The organism is Collinsella sp. TF11-5AC (assembly GCF_003436775.1).
GTDB lineage: Bacteria > Actinomycetota > Coriobacteriia > Coriobacteriales > Coriobacteriaceae > Collinsella.
On the sequence record NZ_QSQO01000002.1, the window covers coordinates 140,609 to 156,529 of the forward strand.

At 58.6% G+C, this 15,921-nt stretch carries 11 protein-coding genes; 8 read left to right on the forward strand and 3 right to left on the reverse strand.

Annotated elements, in window-relative coordinates; genetic code table 11:
* Positions 1-144: 144 nt before the first annotated feature.
* From DXD16_RS01920 to DXD16_RS01930, 3 genes are read right to left on the reverse strand one after another with little or no spacing between them, the layout of a single operon-like run.
* The gene (locus DXD16_RS01920) at positions 145-2,001 is read right to left on the reverse strand and encodes an ABC transporter ATP-binding protein (RefSeq protein WP_117654949.1); all 1,857 of its coding nucleotides are present in this window, start codon (positions 1,999-2,001) and stop codon (positions 145-147) included.
* A complete protein-coding gene (locus tag DXD16_RS01925) occupies positions 2,001-4,367 on the reverse strand; it encodes an ABC transporter ATP-binding protein (protein WP_117654950.1) in 2,367 nt (788 codons plus the stop codon). Before DXD16_RS01925 ends, DXD16_RS01920 begins: the two co-directional genes overlap by 1 nt.
* Positions 4,364-4,813 (reverse strand): MarR family winged helix-turn-helix transcriptional regulator, encoded by a 450-nt coding sequence (locus DXD16_RS01930; protein WP_089572358.1) that lies wholly within the window; start codon positions 4,811-4,813, stop codon positions 4,364-4,366. Before DXD16_RS01930 ends, DXD16_RS01925 begins: the two co-directional genes overlap by 4 nt.
* Positions 4,814-5,062: 249 nt before the next feature.
* Here DXD16_RS01930 and DXD16_RS01935 point away from each other — a divergent pair, with 249 nt between their 5' ends.
* The 8 genes from DXD16_RS01935 (at position 5,063) to DXD16_RS01970 (ending at position 15,714) form a co-directional block, all read left to right on the forward strand.
* Positions 5,063-5,812, forward strand: a complete 750-nt coding sequence (locus tag DXD16_RS01935; RefSeq protein ID WP_117654951.1) for an SDR family NAD(P)-dependent oxidoreductase — start codon at positions 5,063-5,065, stop codon at positions 5,810-5,812.
* 108 nt (positions 5,813-5,920) lie between these two features.
* Entirely contained in the window at positions 5,921-6,940 is a 1,020-nt protein-coding gene (locus tag DXD16_RS01940) for a 2-keto-3-deoxygluconate permease (RefSeq protein WP_233502576.1), read from the forward strand.
* 466 nt (positions 6,941-7,406) lie between these two features.
* Entirely contained in the window at positions 7,407-9,458 is a 2,052-nt protein-coding gene (pflB, locus tag DXD16_RS01945; protein ID WP_117583522.1) for a formate C-acetyltransferase, read from the forward strand.
* A gap of 85 nt (positions 9,459-9,543) precedes the next feature.
* On the forward strand, positions 9,544-9,795 hold the full coding sequence (gene grcA3, locus DXD16_RS01950) for an autonomous glycyl radical cofactor GrcA3 (protein ID WP_117583521.1): 252 nt from the start codon (positions 9,544-9,546) through the stop codon (positions 9,793-9,795).
* Positions 9,796-10,096: 301 nt separating this feature from the next.
* Positions 10,097-11,107, forward strand: a complete 1,011-nt coding sequence (locus DXD16_RS01955; protein ID WP_022094949.1) for a LacI family DNA-binding transcriptional regulator — start codon at positions 10,097-10,099, stop codon at positions 11,105-11,107.
* A 183-nt stretch (positions 11,108-11,290) separates the two neighbouring features.
* Positions 11,291-12,673: a family 43 glycosylhydrolase gene (locus tag DXD16_RS01960; protein WP_035137642.1), complete on the forward strand. Its 1,383-nt coding sequence runs from the start codon at positions 11,291-11,293 to the stop codon at positions 12,671-12,673.
* 45 nt (positions 12,674-12,718) lie between these two features.
* Positions 12,719-14,170 carry a PTS transporter subunit EIIC gene (locus tag DXD16_RS01965; protein ID WP_052044095.1) on the forward strand — a complete coding sequence of 484 codons (1,452 nt, stop codon included), beginning with the start codon at positions 12,719-12,721 and terminating at the stop codon, positions 14,168-14,170.
* Between the two features lie 101 nt (positions 14,171-14,271).
* The gene (locus DXD16_RS01970) at positions 14,272-15,714 is read left to right on the forward strand and encodes a glycoside hydrolase family 32 protein (RefSeq protein WP_117654953.1); all 1,443 of its coding nucleotides are present in this window, start codon (positions 14,272-14,274) and stop codon (positions 15,712-15,714) included.
* Positions 15,715-15,921 lie beyond the last annotated feature (207 nt).

Genomic DNA, 15,921 nt, shown 5'->3' on the forward strand with positions numbered 1-15,921 from the left:
ATTTGCCATTTTTTGCCCACGGGGCTTGGAGTGGGCTGTCAATCAGGTCCTAGGGGAGGCAGTTCGAGGCCCAAAGGACACAAAACGGGGGCGCAGTTCATTCTGCGCCCCCGTTTTGTGTATTGCGGTTGTTTGCCGCCGGTTTTACGCCGCTTCGTCGAACTGCGAGTTGTACAGGTCGGCGTAGAAGCCGCCTTGGGCGAGCAGTTCGTCGTGCGTGCCCTTCTCGACGATGTCGCCGTCGCGGATCACCAAGATCACGTCGGCGTTTCGAATCGTGGACAGGCGATGTGCGATGACAAAGCTGGTGCGGCCCTGCATCAGCGCATCCATGGCGCGCTGAATGAGCTCCTCGGTGCGGGTGTCCACGTTGGAAGTTGCCTCGTCCAGAATCAGCGCCGGACGGTCGGCCAAAATGGCGCGGGCAATGGTCACGAGCTGGCGCTGGCCCTGCGACAGGTTCGTGCCTTCCTCGTTGATCATGAAGTCGTAGCCGCCTGCGAGCGTATGGATAAAGTGATCGCAGCGTGCGGCGCGTGCAGCGGCCTCGACCTCGGCATCGCTTGCATCGGGGCGTCCGTAGCGGATGTTCTCGCGGATGGTGCCGTTAAACAGCCAGGTATCCTGCAGCACCATGGCAAACTCGCCGCGCAATGCCGCGCGGTCCCAGTCGCGTACATCGATACCCTCGACGCGCAGCGAACCGCCGTCCACATCGTAGAAGCGCTGAAGCAGCTTGATGAGCGTGGTCTTGCCGGCGCCGGTGGGTCCGACGATGGCGATGGTCTGACCGGGCTCGGCCTCGCAGCTAAAGTCGTGGATGATGGTCTTGTCGGGCGTGTAGCCAAACTTCACATGGTCAAACTCCACATGACCGGGGCGCTTCTCGGGAATCTGCGCGTCGGCCTTCTGCTCCTCCTCGGGCGCGGCCAGGAACTCAAACACGCGCTCGGTGGCGGCGGCCATCGACTGCATCGTGTTGCTCACGTTGCCCAGCTGCTGCACGGGTTGCGTAAAGTTGCGCACGTACTGAATGAAGCTCTGGATGTCGCCGGGCGTGGCGTTACCAGTCAGCGCGAGCTGCGCGCCCACCACGACGACGCCCACGTAGCCCATATTGCCCACTAGGCTCATGAGCGGCATCATCAGGCCCGACAGGAACTGCGAGCGCCAACCGCTAATAAAGAGGCGGTCGTTCTCCTTATCGAACTCCTCGATCGAGGCCTCGGCGCGGTCGAACACCTGAATGACGTTCTGGCCGGCAAAATCCTCCTCGATAATGCCGTTGACGGTGCCCAGAACCTGCTGCTGCTCGCGGAAGTACGGCTGTGAGAAGCGAATCATCACCATCAAGATAATCGCGGCTGCCGGCAGCGTGAGCACGGTGACGCCGGTAAGTGGCAGGCTGATCGACAGCATCATGACGAGCACGCCGATAATCTGCGTCACTGACGTGATGAGCTGCGTCACGCTCTGGTTGAGTGACTGACCCAGCGTATCGACGTCGTTGGTGATGCGGCTGAGCACGTCGCCCTTGCTGTGGCCGTTGAAGTAGCTCATCGGCACGACGGCAATCTTGGCGGCGATCTCCTTGCGCATGCGGTAGCAAATCTTTTGCGTGACGCCGGTCATAAGCCAGCCTTGGATGAGGCTGCAGACAGAGCTTGCCAGATACAGGCAGAGCAAAAAGCCGAGCGTCTTGGCGATCCAGGCAAAGTCGACATCGCCGGTACCGTTGACCTTGGAGACCAGGCCTTCGAACAGTTTGGTCGTAACCTGGCCGAGCACCTTGGGTCCCACAATGTTAAAGATGACCGAGCACACGGCAAAGGCGACGGCGGCAAACACGGCAATCTTGTGCTGACCGATATAGCCGAGTAGCTGCCTCATGGTGCCCTTAAAGTCCTTGGCCTTTTCGCCGCGGCCCATGCCACCCATACGGCCCATGGGACCGCGCCGGCGGGTGGGCTTGGGAATCTGAGTCTTGGTCTTGTCTGCCATTAGCGCTCGCCTCCTTCCATGACGGCTTCAATTTCTTCTTGGGTGAGCCCCAGCTCCTCGGCGGAAAGCTGCGACTGTGCGATCTCCAGGTACGCTGGGCAGCTGTGCAGCAGCTCCTCGTGCGTACCGGTGCCCACCACGTGGCCGTCGTCGAGCACGATGATCTGGTCGGCGTGCATGATGGTCGCGATGCGCTGGGCCACGACCACGAGCGCGGCGTCGGTAACGTTTTTGGCAAGCTCCTCGCGCAGGCGCGCGTCGGTCTTGTAGTCGAGGGCGCTAAACGAGTCATCGAACACCACGACCTCGGGCTTTTTGGCCAACGCGCGGGCGATGGCCAGGCGCTGGCGCTGACCGCCCGAGACATTGGAGCCGCCCTGGCTGATGGGGGAGTCGTAGCCGCCCTCGCGCTCGGCGATAAAGTCCTCGGCCTGTGCGATGCGTGCCGCCTGGCGCATGTCATCATCGCTCACCATGTCGCCGGCAAACTTGAGGTTGCTCTCAACGGTGCCCGAGAACAGACGACCCTGCTGCGGGATATAGCCAATGCGGCGGCGAAGCTCGGAAAGGGTCATATCGCGCACGTCGATGCCGTCGAGCGAAATGCTGCCGCCGGTGACGTCGTACAGGCGCGGGATGAGCTGCACAAGCGTGGACTTGCCCGAACCCGTGGAGCCGATGATGCCGAGCATCTGGCCGGCGTGCGTGGTGAAGTTCACACCGCTGATGACATCGGCGCGGGCATCGGGATACTGGAAGCTCACGTCGTGGAAGGCGAGCTCACCGCGCGGCGCGTTGGTCGCGGGCAGTTTGGGCGAGGCGGGGTCGTTGATGCTCGTGGGGCAAGTGATGACCTCTTCAACGCGCTCGGCTGCGACCTCGGCGCGGGGCAGGATGACCGAAACCATGGTGAGGATCATAAACGCCATGACGATCTGCATGGTGTAGGAGATAAACGCCATCATGTTGCCGACCTGCATCACGCCGTCAGACACGCCCTGCGCGCCAAACCAGACGATAAGCACGGTGATGCAGTTCATGACGAGCATCATGAGCGGCATCATAAAGCTCATGGCGCGGTTGGTGTAGAGCTGCGTGGTCATCAGGTCGAGCGAAGCCTTGTCAAAACGCTCGAGCTCATGCTCCTCGCGGTTGAACGAGCGGATGGGCATAAGGCCGTCGAGCAGCTCGCGGGCGGTAAGGTTCACGCGGTCCACAAAGCTCTGCATCTTTTTGAACTTGGGCATGGTGAGGCCCATAAGCACGCCGACGACGGCCGAGACCGCGATGATGGCCACGGCGATGGTCCACTCCAGACCGGTGTGGTTGGCCAGGACACGCATGACAGCGACGACGCCCATGACGGGGGCCATCAGGCACATGCGGATAAACAGGGTTGCGGCCATCTGGATCTGCTGAATGTCGTTGGTGCAGCGGGTGATGAGCGAAGCCTGGCTAAACTTGCCCACCTCGGCCGGCGAGAAGTGCATAACCTTGTTGAAGGTCTCGCGGCGCAGGTCGCGGGCGATGGAGCAGGCGGTGCGCGAAGCCACGGCGCCGGTCAGGATGGTGGCGACAAGCGACACCAGGCACAGGCCAAACATCGTGGTCGCCATGCGGCCCAGGTAGGCGTTCTGCACGTCGGCGGGGTCGATACCCTGTGCCTTGTACTCGTCCTGCACGTAGCTCACGGCGCGTTGGGTCACGATGGAGCCCGACATGGAGCCCATTTTGTCCGCCATACCGTTGGCGCCCTCGACGAGCTTGCCCTGGTCGATTAGGCCGCCTTCAACGCCTAGACGCAGGCTCTTCATGGTGATCTTGCCGCCGTCGGCATCAATCTGCTTTTGCATATTCTGCGCCGCTGCGGCCTTTTGCTGCATCTCGGCGAGCTGGTCGGGCGTCATCGCTGCCATTTGCTCGGGCGTGGGCATGGCTTGGGCGTCGCTGTTGCCTTTCTCGCTGGACGCGCCCATCATGTCGCCCATGGAGCTGGCGTCGATGCCTTGGTTGAGCGAAAGGACGACGGTCTCGGGCAGGCTCATGATATCGGCAATCTTGCCGCCGTCGGCGCGCTCATCCTCGGTTCCCCTGTACGTGCGAATGCCGTTTTTGTCTGCCTTGCCAAACGCAGCTTCTACTGTCTTGGCGTCCTTGGCGCTCATAAAGAGTTCGAGGTCGTCGAGCGATTCGGCACGAATGGTGTCGGGCACGGGCGAGGCGATGCCGCCTTGCTGCACGCCCACGTCGACGATGTCGCTCATATAGGTAGGCAGTGCCAGATCGGCGTTACAGCTGATTACGATAAGTACGATAGCTGCGAACAGTGATGGGACATGCTTTTTAAAAAGCTTGAGAATCCTCACTTGGCATTTCTCCTTTCTTGATTGCAGTCGATAATTTCGTTGAGACGCCTTAGAAGGCGCACCATCTCTTGGGTATCTGTTTCGCCGAGCTGCTCGAGGAAGGCCGCGGTGCGCTCCTCGAATTCCCGACGTTTGATTTCGAGATTCTGGAATCCCTTGTCGGTCATCGTGACGTGTACACGACGACGGTCGGTCTTTGAGTGCTCGCGCTCGACCCAGCCCTTGGCTTCGAGAGTGCGTAAGATATTGGCGATGCGGGCACTCGAGACCCAGGCGCGATTTGCGAGTTCGCTCGGCGTGAGCGAACCGCCAGCGAGCATGAGGGCGCGCATGACAGCCATCTCGCCGCCGAGAGCTTTGTCCGCAGAGCGTGAAATGCGATGATGCATGCTGCCAAACTCAGTTAAGAGCTGACGTCCAAGCTCATGGAAATCGGTATCTTCCACCGAAAACCCCTAACACTAGAAACTATTTTCGGTGAAAGATGATACCCGCATATTCGGGCCTCATGCAGTGGGCAATATAAAGAGCGCATAAAGAGTTAAAAAATTCAATTGCTGAAGCGTTTCAAAGAACTACTATGCCCGCGGTTAGGCGAGGGGTTGTCACCACCATGACGACTGGGACTCATTTATCGCCACGTGCGATGCTCCAACTTCCCGCAAGGAGACACCTGAATCAAGGGGGTTGGAGTCATGGCATTTGACTTCACGGGTAAAACCGCGATCGTTACCGGTGGCACTCAGGGCATTGGCCTCGAGATCGCCAAGGGTATCGTTGCGGGCGGCGGACACGTCGCGCTCATCGCAAGGAACGCTGCTAAGGGCGAGGCCGCTGTGGCCGAGCTTGGCGAGGGCAACAAGTTCTATCAGCTCGATGTTGCCGATGCGCCCAAGGCGCGCGAGACCGTCGAGCAGATTTTTACGGACCTGCCGCAAACCAACATCTTGATCAACTGCGCTGGCGTCATCAGCACCAAGAAGTTCGACGAGATCGATGACACCGAGTGGCGTCGTACCATCGACATCAACCTCAACGGCACCTTTACCATGATGAATGCTGTGTACCCGCACTTTAAGGCGGCCCATGCCGGCTCTATCGTCAACGTGAGCTCTGTTGCTGGCAAGATCGGCGGTGGCCTGCTCGGTACCGCTGCCTACGCCAGCTCCAAAGCAGGTGTTAACGGTCTAACCAAGGCAGTCGCCAAGGAAGGCGGCAAGTTCGGCGTCCGCTGCAACGCTGTGTGCCCGTCGCTCACGTTGACCGATATGACCTCGATTCTCTCTGACGAGAACTCCCAGCGCATCATCAACGGTATCCCCTTGGGCCGCGCTGCTCAGGCAAGCGAGCCTGCGCAGATGGTGCTCTTCTTTGCCTCCGACCTCGCCAGCTTCGTGAACGGCGAGATCGGTGACTGCGACGGCGGCATCGTCCTGGACGGGTAATACCCCGCGGTGATCGTTTGGCGGCGACCCTGGCGACTCGGGGTTGTCGCCTTCTTTCTGACATAGGCGCGTGCGGCTACGATTCGCATGCATCCAAAGGAGATATATATGAGTGAATCGACTGCGGTGGAGGCGCCGGCGGCAAAGGAGCCGTTCTTTAAGATGTCCTCCATCCCGGGTGCCAATATTTTGGTGCCGCTTTTGCTGGGCTGCCTGCTCAACACGCTATTCCCCGACCTATTCAAAACGCTCGGCAGCTTTACGCTTGGCATGACCCAGCAGGGTGCAGGCCCGCTCGTGGGCGCTTTTTTGCTTATCGTCGGTACGACGATTTCGTTTAAGAGTGCTCCTGCCGCCGCTGCCCGCGGTGCCATCATCATCTCCGTCAAGCAAATCGTGGTCGTCGCCGTGTCGCTGCTCATCCTTTATGTGTTCAACGACAACCTGTTTGGCATCTCTGCCATGGTGATGCTGGCGGCTTGCACCGGCGCCAACAACGCTATGTACGCTGGTCTGATGGGCACCATGGGCAATGAGGCCGAGCGCGGCGCTGTCGCAATCACCACGCTCGTTGTCGGCCCTCCGGTCACGATGATCGTGCTCGGCGCTGCCGGCCAGGCTCCGATCGGCTGGTCGCTCGTGGGTGCCATCCTGCCGATCGTCGTCGGCATTATTCTGGGTAACCTCTTCCCGAGCTTTAAGAAGATGATGGCACCGGCACTTTCCGCCATCATCGTGCTCGTCTTCTTTGCCATGGGCTCGACCATGACCTTTGGCCAGCTCATTAATGGCGGTCTTCCCGGTATTCTGCTTGGCGTGATCTGCTCGGTGGTCTTTGCAATTCCCGTCATCGCGGTCGATAAGCTCACGGGCGGTACAGGTGTCGCAGGTGCGGCCATTTCGAGCTGCGCCGGAGCCAATGTGGCCACGCCTGCTGCCATGGCAAGCGTCAACGGGGCCATGTACGGCGGTGCGGTGCTCGCGACGGCCACGGCACAGGTTGCTGCCTGCGCAATCGTTACGGCTATTTTGACCCCGCTGGTCACCAGCTGGTGCTACAAGCATATTGAGGGCCAGGGCAACGGCGATAGCAAGGCAACGACCGACAAGGCCGCCGCAGCCGCCTAATGCCAAGCGGCAATCAAAGCTAAAAACTAGTCACGCCACAGGGCGGCCACGGGGGATCCCGTGGCCGCCCTGCAGTTTCTGTAGGGTCTCTGGAACACTTTACCCTGCTAAAGCTGGCATAACAGCTAGAGTGAACGTTGTACAAAGGCAAGGAAAAATACCAAACAAATCGGTGAACGGTAGTTGTTCGCGATCGCATTTCCTGCGGATTTGTTAAAAACGCCCTAATGGTATAAAAAAAGAAACATATAACAGCCCTGATGAAGGGGGTGGCTATGTTATCCTTCTCAAACGGGTGAAATCTTGGGTTTGGGTTGCAGTTCCAAGGTGGACAAACGTTTTTCCCTGCACCAACGTGTGGTGAAGAACGGAAGAAGCCGGTAGTGCAAGCCGAAAATTCAAGAATTCAATAAGCAGCGGTGTGAGAGAGCGCCGCATTACACGTAACTAGGAGCGTGGTTACACAATGCAGGAGGCATGGGAAGGCTTCAAGGAAGGCATCTGGACGGGAGAGGTTGACGTCCGAGACTTCATCCAGAAGAACTACACCCCCTACGAGGGCGACGAGTCGTTCCTCGCCGGTCCGACCGAGCGTACCAAGGAGCTGTGGGGCGAAGTTCTCGACCTGCTGCTCAAGGAGCGCGAGCAGGGCGGCGTCCTCGATATGGACACCAAGACCGTCACGGGTATCGTGAGCCACCCCGCTGGCTACATCGATAACGCCCATCGCGACAAGGAGACCATCGTCGGCCTCCAGACCGACAAGCCGCTCAAGCGCGCGCTGCACGTCAACGGCGGTATCCGCATCGCTTGCCAGGCTGCCAGCCAGCACGGCTACAAGATCGACGAGAACGTTGTCGAGCGCTACACCTTCGAGCGCAAGACCCACAACGCCGGCGTCTTCGATGTTTACACCCCCGAGATGCGTGCTTGCCGCTCGGCTCACATCATCACCGGTCTGCCCGATGGCTATGGCCGCGGCCGCATCATCGGCGACTACCGTCGTGTCGCCCTGTACGGTGTCGACTACCTGATCAAGGACAAGGAGGCCCAGAAGGCTTCCACCCCGACGGTCATGACCGCCGACAACATCCGCGATCGCGAGGAGCTGCAGGAGCAGATCCGCGCCCTCGGCGAGCTCAAGATGATGGCCGAGACCTATGGTTTCGACATTTCCAACCCTGCTACCAACACGCAGGAGGCCATCCAGTGGATGTACTTCGCCTACCTCGCTGCCGTTAAGGAGCAGAACGGCGCCGCTATGTCCATCGGCCGTACCTCTACGTTCATCGACATCTACGCTGAGCGCGACCTTGCCAACGGTACCTTCACCGAGGAGCAGATCCAGGAGTTCGTGGATCACTTCATCATGAAGCTCCGCATGGTCAAGTTTGCCCGTACCCCCGAGTACCAGGCCCTGTTCACCGGCGACCCGCAGTGGGTCACCGAGTCCATCGGCGGCATGGGTGTTGACGGCCGTACGCTCGTTACCAAGATGAGCTACCGCTACCTGCACACGCTCGAGAACATGGGCACCAGCCCCGAGCCCAACATGACCGTTCTGTGGTCGACTCGTCTGCCCGAGAACTTCAAGAAGTTCTGCGCCAAGACTTCCGTCGCCAGCTCCTCGATCCAGTACGAGAACGACGACCTCATGCGCGTTTACCACGGCGACGACTACGGCATCGCCTGCTGCGTGTCCTCCATGCGCATCGGCAAGGAGATGCAGTTCTTCGGCGCCCGCGCCAACCTGGCCAAGTGCCTGCTCTACGCGCTCAACGGCGGTGTTGACGAGGTCTCCAAGAAGCAGGTCGGCCCCAAGTACCGCGCCGTCGAGGGCGATACGCTCGATTACGACGACGTTGTGGCAAAGTACAACGACATGATGAAGTGGCTCGCTGGCGTGTACGTCAACTCGCTGAACATCATTCACTACATGCACGACAAGTATTGCTACGAGCGCATCCAGATGGCTCTGCACGACAAGCACGTGCATCGCTGGTTCGCTACGGGCATCGCTGGCCTTTCCGTCGTGGCTGACTCCCTGTCCGCCATCAAGTACGCCAAGGTCCACCCCGTCCGTGACGAGAACGGCATCATCGTCGACTTCGAGACCGAGGGCGAGTTCCCCAAGTACGGTAACGACGACGACCGCGTCGACCAGATCGCTCACGACGTTGTGCACCAGTTCATGGAGTACATCCGCATGAACGACACCTACCGCAACTCCGTGCCCACGACCTCGGTTCTGACCATCACCTCCAACGTCGTGTACGGTAAGAAGACCGGTTCTACGCCTGATGGCCGCAAGGCTGGCCAGCCCTTCGCCCCGGGTGCTAACCCCATGCACAAGCGCGATAGCCACGGCGCCATCGCTTCGCTGTCTTCGGTTTCCAAGCTCCCGTTCCGCGATGCTCAGGACGGCATCTCCAACACCTTCTCCATCATCCCGGGCGCGCTCGGCAAGGAGGACCAGGTGTTCTTTGGCGATATCGACCTTGATCAGCTGGGCGAGTAACTATTGTTAGTGCTATACTAACAATAACGATTACTGATTAGCGCGCCGGTTTCGGCCGGCGCCTATCGATCGAAGGAGACACATTATGAAGGTTTCTGAAGTTTCCGAGACTCAGGCCGATAACCTGGTCCACATGCTCGACGCTTACGCCGAGAAGGGTGGCCACCACCTGAACATCAACGTCTTCAACCGTGAGACGCTGCTTGACGCTCAGGCTCACCCCGAGAAGTACCCGCAGCTGACCATCCGCGTTTCCGGCTATGCCGTGAACTTCCACACGCTCACCAAGGAGCAGCAGGACGAGGTCATTTCGCGTACCTTCCATGACAAGTTCTAAAGGGGTTTAACTCCCGCAGGATCGCCGGGCCGCTTTGGGTTACTTTCCAAAACGTCCTCGGACATGCAAAGGGCTCCGCTGCGCGCTTCGCGCGGCGGAGCCCTTTGCGTCCTGCGGAAATGTTTTGGAAAGTAACCCAAAGCGGCCCGGCGGGGGTCCTGTGTAGTCACCCTTTAGGCGGAACTCTCCTAATTATTTGGATGAGTCGTTTACTTACTTGTGCTGTTACCGTCTTCCCGCTGTTGTTGGGGTATGCTTTGTTCGTATGTAAACGTTTGACATGTTGATGGGGGAGGGTGCTATGGCTCGCGAGGGCGCTCGTTCTAAGGATTCTGCTAAGCCTGGCATCAAGGAAGTTGCAGCGGTGGCGGGGGTTTCGCCTACTACGGTATCTCGCGTGCTTAATAATCGCGGCTATATTAGCCAAGAGACCCGCGATAAGGTCCATGCCGCGATGGAGCGCATCAACTATACGCCCAACGATATCGCCCGTGCCATGCTCAACGGTCGCCTGAATCTTATCGGTATGATCGTTCCCTTTGTGAGCAGCCCGTTCCATGCTCAGGTTGTGCAGGCGGTCGAGCGCACGTTAGCGGAAAACGGCTTTAAGATGTTGCTGTGCAACAGCGCCAATCGACCCGATCTTGAGCGTTCCTATATTGACATGCTCCGCCGCAATATGGTCGACGGCGTCATCGTCAACTCCCTCAATATCGGTGCCGAGGCATATGCCGAGATGGGCTTGAGCCTGGTTGGCATCGACTGCGATCTTGGCGAGGGCTCTGTCCAGATTGCAAGTGACAGCTATGGCATTGGCGAGCTCGCCACGCGCCGTCTGATTGATGACGGCTGCAGGCGTATCCTGTGCCTGCGCAGCAATAGCCGCATGCGCATGCCTGCCAATAAGCGTACCGATGCCTACCTCGATGTTGTTGAGCAGGCCGGTTTGTCCGCGCTTGTCCGTGAGGTTGAGTTCGTTAAGCCCGACGACGAAAAGGGCGCGGTCGTTGCGAAGATCCTCGATGAGAACCCCGATATTGACGGCATCTTTGCGGGAGACGATACGATGGCGGCCATCTGTCTCAACGTGATGAAGCAGCGCGGCTTGAGCGCTCCAGACGATATTAAGGTCGTGGGCGCGGATGGTGCCCGCCGAACTATGACGTTTATGCCTGACTTAACAACCGTACGTCAAGATATCGATCGCATCGGAGAGCTCGCGGCGCAATCCATCATCGCTCTTATTAACGGCGATAATCCCGAATCGAATATCAAGCTCCCCGTTGAACTCATTGAGGGCAAAACCGCGTAGTTCATCCCGTGCCAAAAGAATTCCTCAAACGCCTCTGATGACCGTTCGCCGGCATATGTCAACCGTTTACCGACGACTGGAACTGCGAAAAGACGTATTGGTATGAAAACGTTTGACATATGAAAACGATTGACATATCTTGCCATTGTACCGAGTTAGTATGTCGTGGAAAGGAAGTCTCGGATGCACAAGGTGTATTACCAGCCTGAGGGAATTTGGGTAGGCGACATCATGCCGTACGGCGAGGACGGCACGTTCTATCTCTATCATCAGCGTGACACGCGTAACCCCGAACCTTTCGGAGAGCCGTTTGGCTGGGCACTCGCTACGACCAAGGATTTCGTCAACTACAAGGACTTTGGCGAGAGCCTTGAGCGCGGCGGCGACGAGGAAGTCGACCAGTACATTTATGCCGGCACGGTGTTTAAGGTGGGCGACAAGTACCATGCGCTCTACACTGGTTGCAATCGCGATAAGGTCCGCGCACGTTTGATGAAGCAGGTTCTTCTTCACGCAACGAGCGACGACGCCGTCAAGTGGGAGAAGAACATCGCCGAGACGCTGCTTCCGCCCCAGGAGGGTTACGATGACCGCAACTGGCGCGATCCCTTTGTGCTTTGGGATGAGGAGAACGAAGAGTACATGCTCATCCTCGGCACGCGTGTGGGCGAGGACAAGCGTCTGATGACCGGCCGCCTGGTCAAGTTCACCTCCAAGGATCTGACCAACTGGGAGTTCCAGGGCGACTGGTGGAACCCGGGCCTGTACACCATGTTTGAGATGCCTGATCTCTTTAAGATGGGCGACTGGTGGTACCTCGTCTTTTCCGAGTACAGCGACGGCAACAAGACCCGTTACCGCATGTCCAAGTCCATCAACGGTCCTTGGATTACCCCCGCTGACGACTCCTTCGACGGCCGCGCGTACTACGCCGCTCGCACCGCATTCGATGGCGAGCGTCGCGTTCTCTTTGGTTGGGTTCCTACGCGTGACGAGGGCGGCGACCCCAGCTCTTACCTATGGGGTGGCACCTTTATGCCCCTCGAGATCGTTCAGCGTGCCGACGGAACGCTCGGCACCAAGCTCCCCGACAGCATGCTTGGCGCCTTTGGCGAGGCTAAGGCAGTCGAGACCTTTGAGCTTTCCTGCGAGTCGGGCAAGGTCGAGCAGGTGCTCGCCGCAGATGCCGGCTCCACCTACTTGCTCGATGCCGACATTGAGCTCGGCGGTAACGCTGCCGGCTTCTCGGTCAAGTTCGCCGAGGACGCCGAGACCGGTCTTGCCTATGAGTTCCGCGCCAACCTGCGCGAGGGCAAGCTCGAGTTCACGCCGGCTCCCCAGTACCCGTGGTTCCAGGTCAACAACATGGGCCTCGAGCGTCCGTTGTTCTTTAAGGGCGAGGGCACTCACCATGTGCGTCTGGTCGTCGACGACGACATCGCGACCATCTTTGTCGATGACGTTGCGCTCAACGCTCGCTTCTGCAACAAGCAGGGCCAGGGTGTGGCGCTTACCGTCACCGACGGTGCGCTCAAGTGCGCAAACGCAACGATCGCGTCTCTGTAGCGGCAACGAACCGTTTTATGATTTAGAAAAGGAATGGAGAGGAACATGGACTACAAGGCAGTGTCCCAGCAAGTCGTCGACAACGTCGGCGGACTGGAGAACATCGAGGGCGCCACGCATTGCGTGACCCGTCTGCGTCTGGTGCTCAAGGATACGAGCAAATACAACAAGGCCGAGCTCGAGAACATCGATGGCGTCAAGGGCGTGCTGTACAACAGCGGCCAGCTCATGATCATCTTCGGCACCGGTACCGTCAACAAGGTTTACGATGAGTTTATGGCTCTGACGGGCGTTAAGGAGATCAGCGCTTCCGAGGTCAAGGGCGCCGAGGCGGACAAGAAGGGCAAGTTCTTCTCGGTCCTCAAGGTATTCTCGGACATCTTTATCCCCATCATTCCCGCCTTCGTCGGCGCTGCAATCATCATCGGCCTTAAGTCGCTGATCGTTGCCAACGGCCTCTTTGGCATGGAGGGCAGCCTCGCCGATCACAGCGAGTTCCTCAAGAACCTCGCAAGCTTCTTTGCCATTATCGCCACCACGTTCGACTACCTGCCTGTCCTGGTTATGTACAGCGCAGTCAAGCGTTTTGGCGGTAACCCGATCCTGGGCATCCTCGTCGGTATCGTCATGGTTCACCCGAGCCTTATGAACCGCAACACGTTCGTTATGGACCCGACGGGTGCTGAGTACTGGAACTTTGGTCCGCTCTCCATTCCCATGGTTGCTTTCCAGGGCGGCGTGTTCCCTGCAATTCTGACCGCCTGGTTTATGGCCAAGGTCGAAAAGATTGCCCAGAAGTACATCCCCGAGGTCGTTTCGTTCGTCTTTGTCCCGACCGTTACCCTGATTCTTGCTAACGTCGCCCTGTTCACCGTGTTCGGCCCGCTCGGTAACCTGATCGGTGACGTCCTCGCCGGCGTAATCGATATCCTGTACAACAGGATGGGCGTCTTTGGTGCCTTTGTCTTCGCCGCGTTCCTGCAGCCGCTCGTCGTTACCGGTACGCATCAGTTCATCCAGGGTATCGAGGCAAACCTTGTTGCCACGACTGGCTTCAACTACATCCAGGCCATCTGGTCGGTTTCCATCATCGCCCAGGGCGGCGGCGCCATCGGTATGTACCTCATTCACAAGAAGCACTCCAAAGAGCGCAACATCTGCATGTCGTCCTTTATCCCGACGCTGGTCGGAATCTCCGAGCCCGCTATCTTTGCTGCAAACATGCGCTATTCGATCATTCCGTTCATCTGCGCATGCATCGGTGCAGGCTGCGGTGGTGCCTTCGTCAAGCTCTTTGAGGTGCGCGCTATCGGTCAGGGTCTGACCGGCGTGCTTGGCCTGCTCATCGTCACGCCCGAGACCCTCGTGTGGTATGTGGCTGGCAATCTCATCGCCTTTATCGTGCCAATCGTCTTGATCTTTGCCTACAACAAGGCAAAGGGCGTGCCGACCACCGATGAAGAGGGCGCTGGCGCTGGCTTCGACGTTAGCTTCTAGTTGAGCCGTTCAGTGTAATCTGAGGATAAGTCCATTTGAGGAAGGGCGTTCGACTCGTGTGAGTCGAGCGTCCTTCCCCATAGACGAGAAAGTCAACGGCGATGTTTAATCAAAAAAATAAGGTGACACGCGCGGACTATGAGCAGTGGCGTGCCGGACAGGATGAGACGGCGGGTCGCATCGCGTCCGACCCCGATAGGCTCCTGTTCCATGTGGAGCCTGAGCTTGGCTGGCTCAACGACCCCAACGGTTTGATTCAGATTGGTGATACGTATCACATCTATCATCAATACGATCCGTTCGATGCTGCGCATGGCGGTCCAGTGCTTTGGAACCATCTGACGACAAAGGATTTTGTGACGTACGAGAATCGCGGCCCCGCGCTGTTCCCCGATTCCGATTTGGATTCGAACGGAGCGTATTCTGGTTCTGCCTTTGTACGTGATGGCAAGATTCACTACTTCTATACCGGCAACGTCAAGCATTTTGATCGCGATGATTACGACTACGTGTTGACGGGTCGTGAGCAAAACCAGATTCATATGGTTGCGGAGAACCCCGACGAATTGGGCGAGAAGCGCATAGCTGTTGGACCGGTCGATTACCCCGACGATATCGGTACGCACGTGCGCGACCCCAAGATCCTTGAGCACGATGGTATCTACTACATGGTTCTGGGCGCTCGTACGAAAGACGACCGTGGCTGCGTGCTTGTCTATACCTCGCGCAATCTTGAGGACTGGAGCTATGCGACGCGCATTGAGTTGGGCGAGAAGTTTGGCTTTATGTGGGAGTGCCCCGATCTGTTTGAGCTCGATGGCGAGCTTATTCTCGTTTGCTGTCCGCAGGGTGTGCCTGCCGATGGTTGGCGTTACCGCAATCCGCATCAGTGCGTGTGGTTTCCCATCGAGGCCGATTGGGAGGCGCCGAGCTTTAAAATCGTCGGGCAGGGCATGCCCCCGATGGTCGATGCCGGTTTTGATTTCTATGCTCCGCAGTCCTTTGAGGATGCTGCAGGCCGGCGATTGATGATCGGATGGTCGGGTTGCCCCGATGCGACGGCGGAAAACCCGACGGTGGCGCGCGGGTGGCAGTGCGCGTTGACGGTGCCGCGAGAGCTGAGCATGCGCGATGGTAAGCTCTGCCAGCAGCCGGCGCACGAGATTGAGAGGATGCGCGGCGGCTGCGTTCGTGCTGTAGGCGGAGAGACAGTCGAGGAGCCGGGCCGCCTGTTTGATCTTGTGGTTTCCTGTGAGGGCGCCAAGATGGTCGAGCTCGAAATCCGCAAGGGTGTCTTTGTGCGTTATGCGGAGGGGATGCTTACCCTCGATATGGGTAATGAAGGCTATGGGCGAGACCGGAGGTCGATTGAGCTCAGCGAGCTTCGCGACCTGCGCGTGCTTTCGGACACTACGATGGTCGAGATTTTTGCCAACGGCGGCGAGGCAGCACTTACGAGCCGTACCTATTCGCCGGCGGTTTCGGCGATGGGGTTGCATGCCGAGGGTGCGGCGTCGATGGATTTCTACCGCCTCGCGCATTAACCGTGCGTGGAGCACGATTGGACTTGCCGGGCGGAATGTGTCGCAGTTGCCGCAGCGAACTACCGTTTATCGTGTATAGCTACCGTTTGCGGAGTAAGTAACACATTGTTGCAAACCGTGTAGAATCCTAAATAAGCACGGAGTTTTCCAGGGAGACGCTGTCCTTTGTTGTGTGCAAGGGGCGGCGTCTCTTTGGCGCTCTGCCGC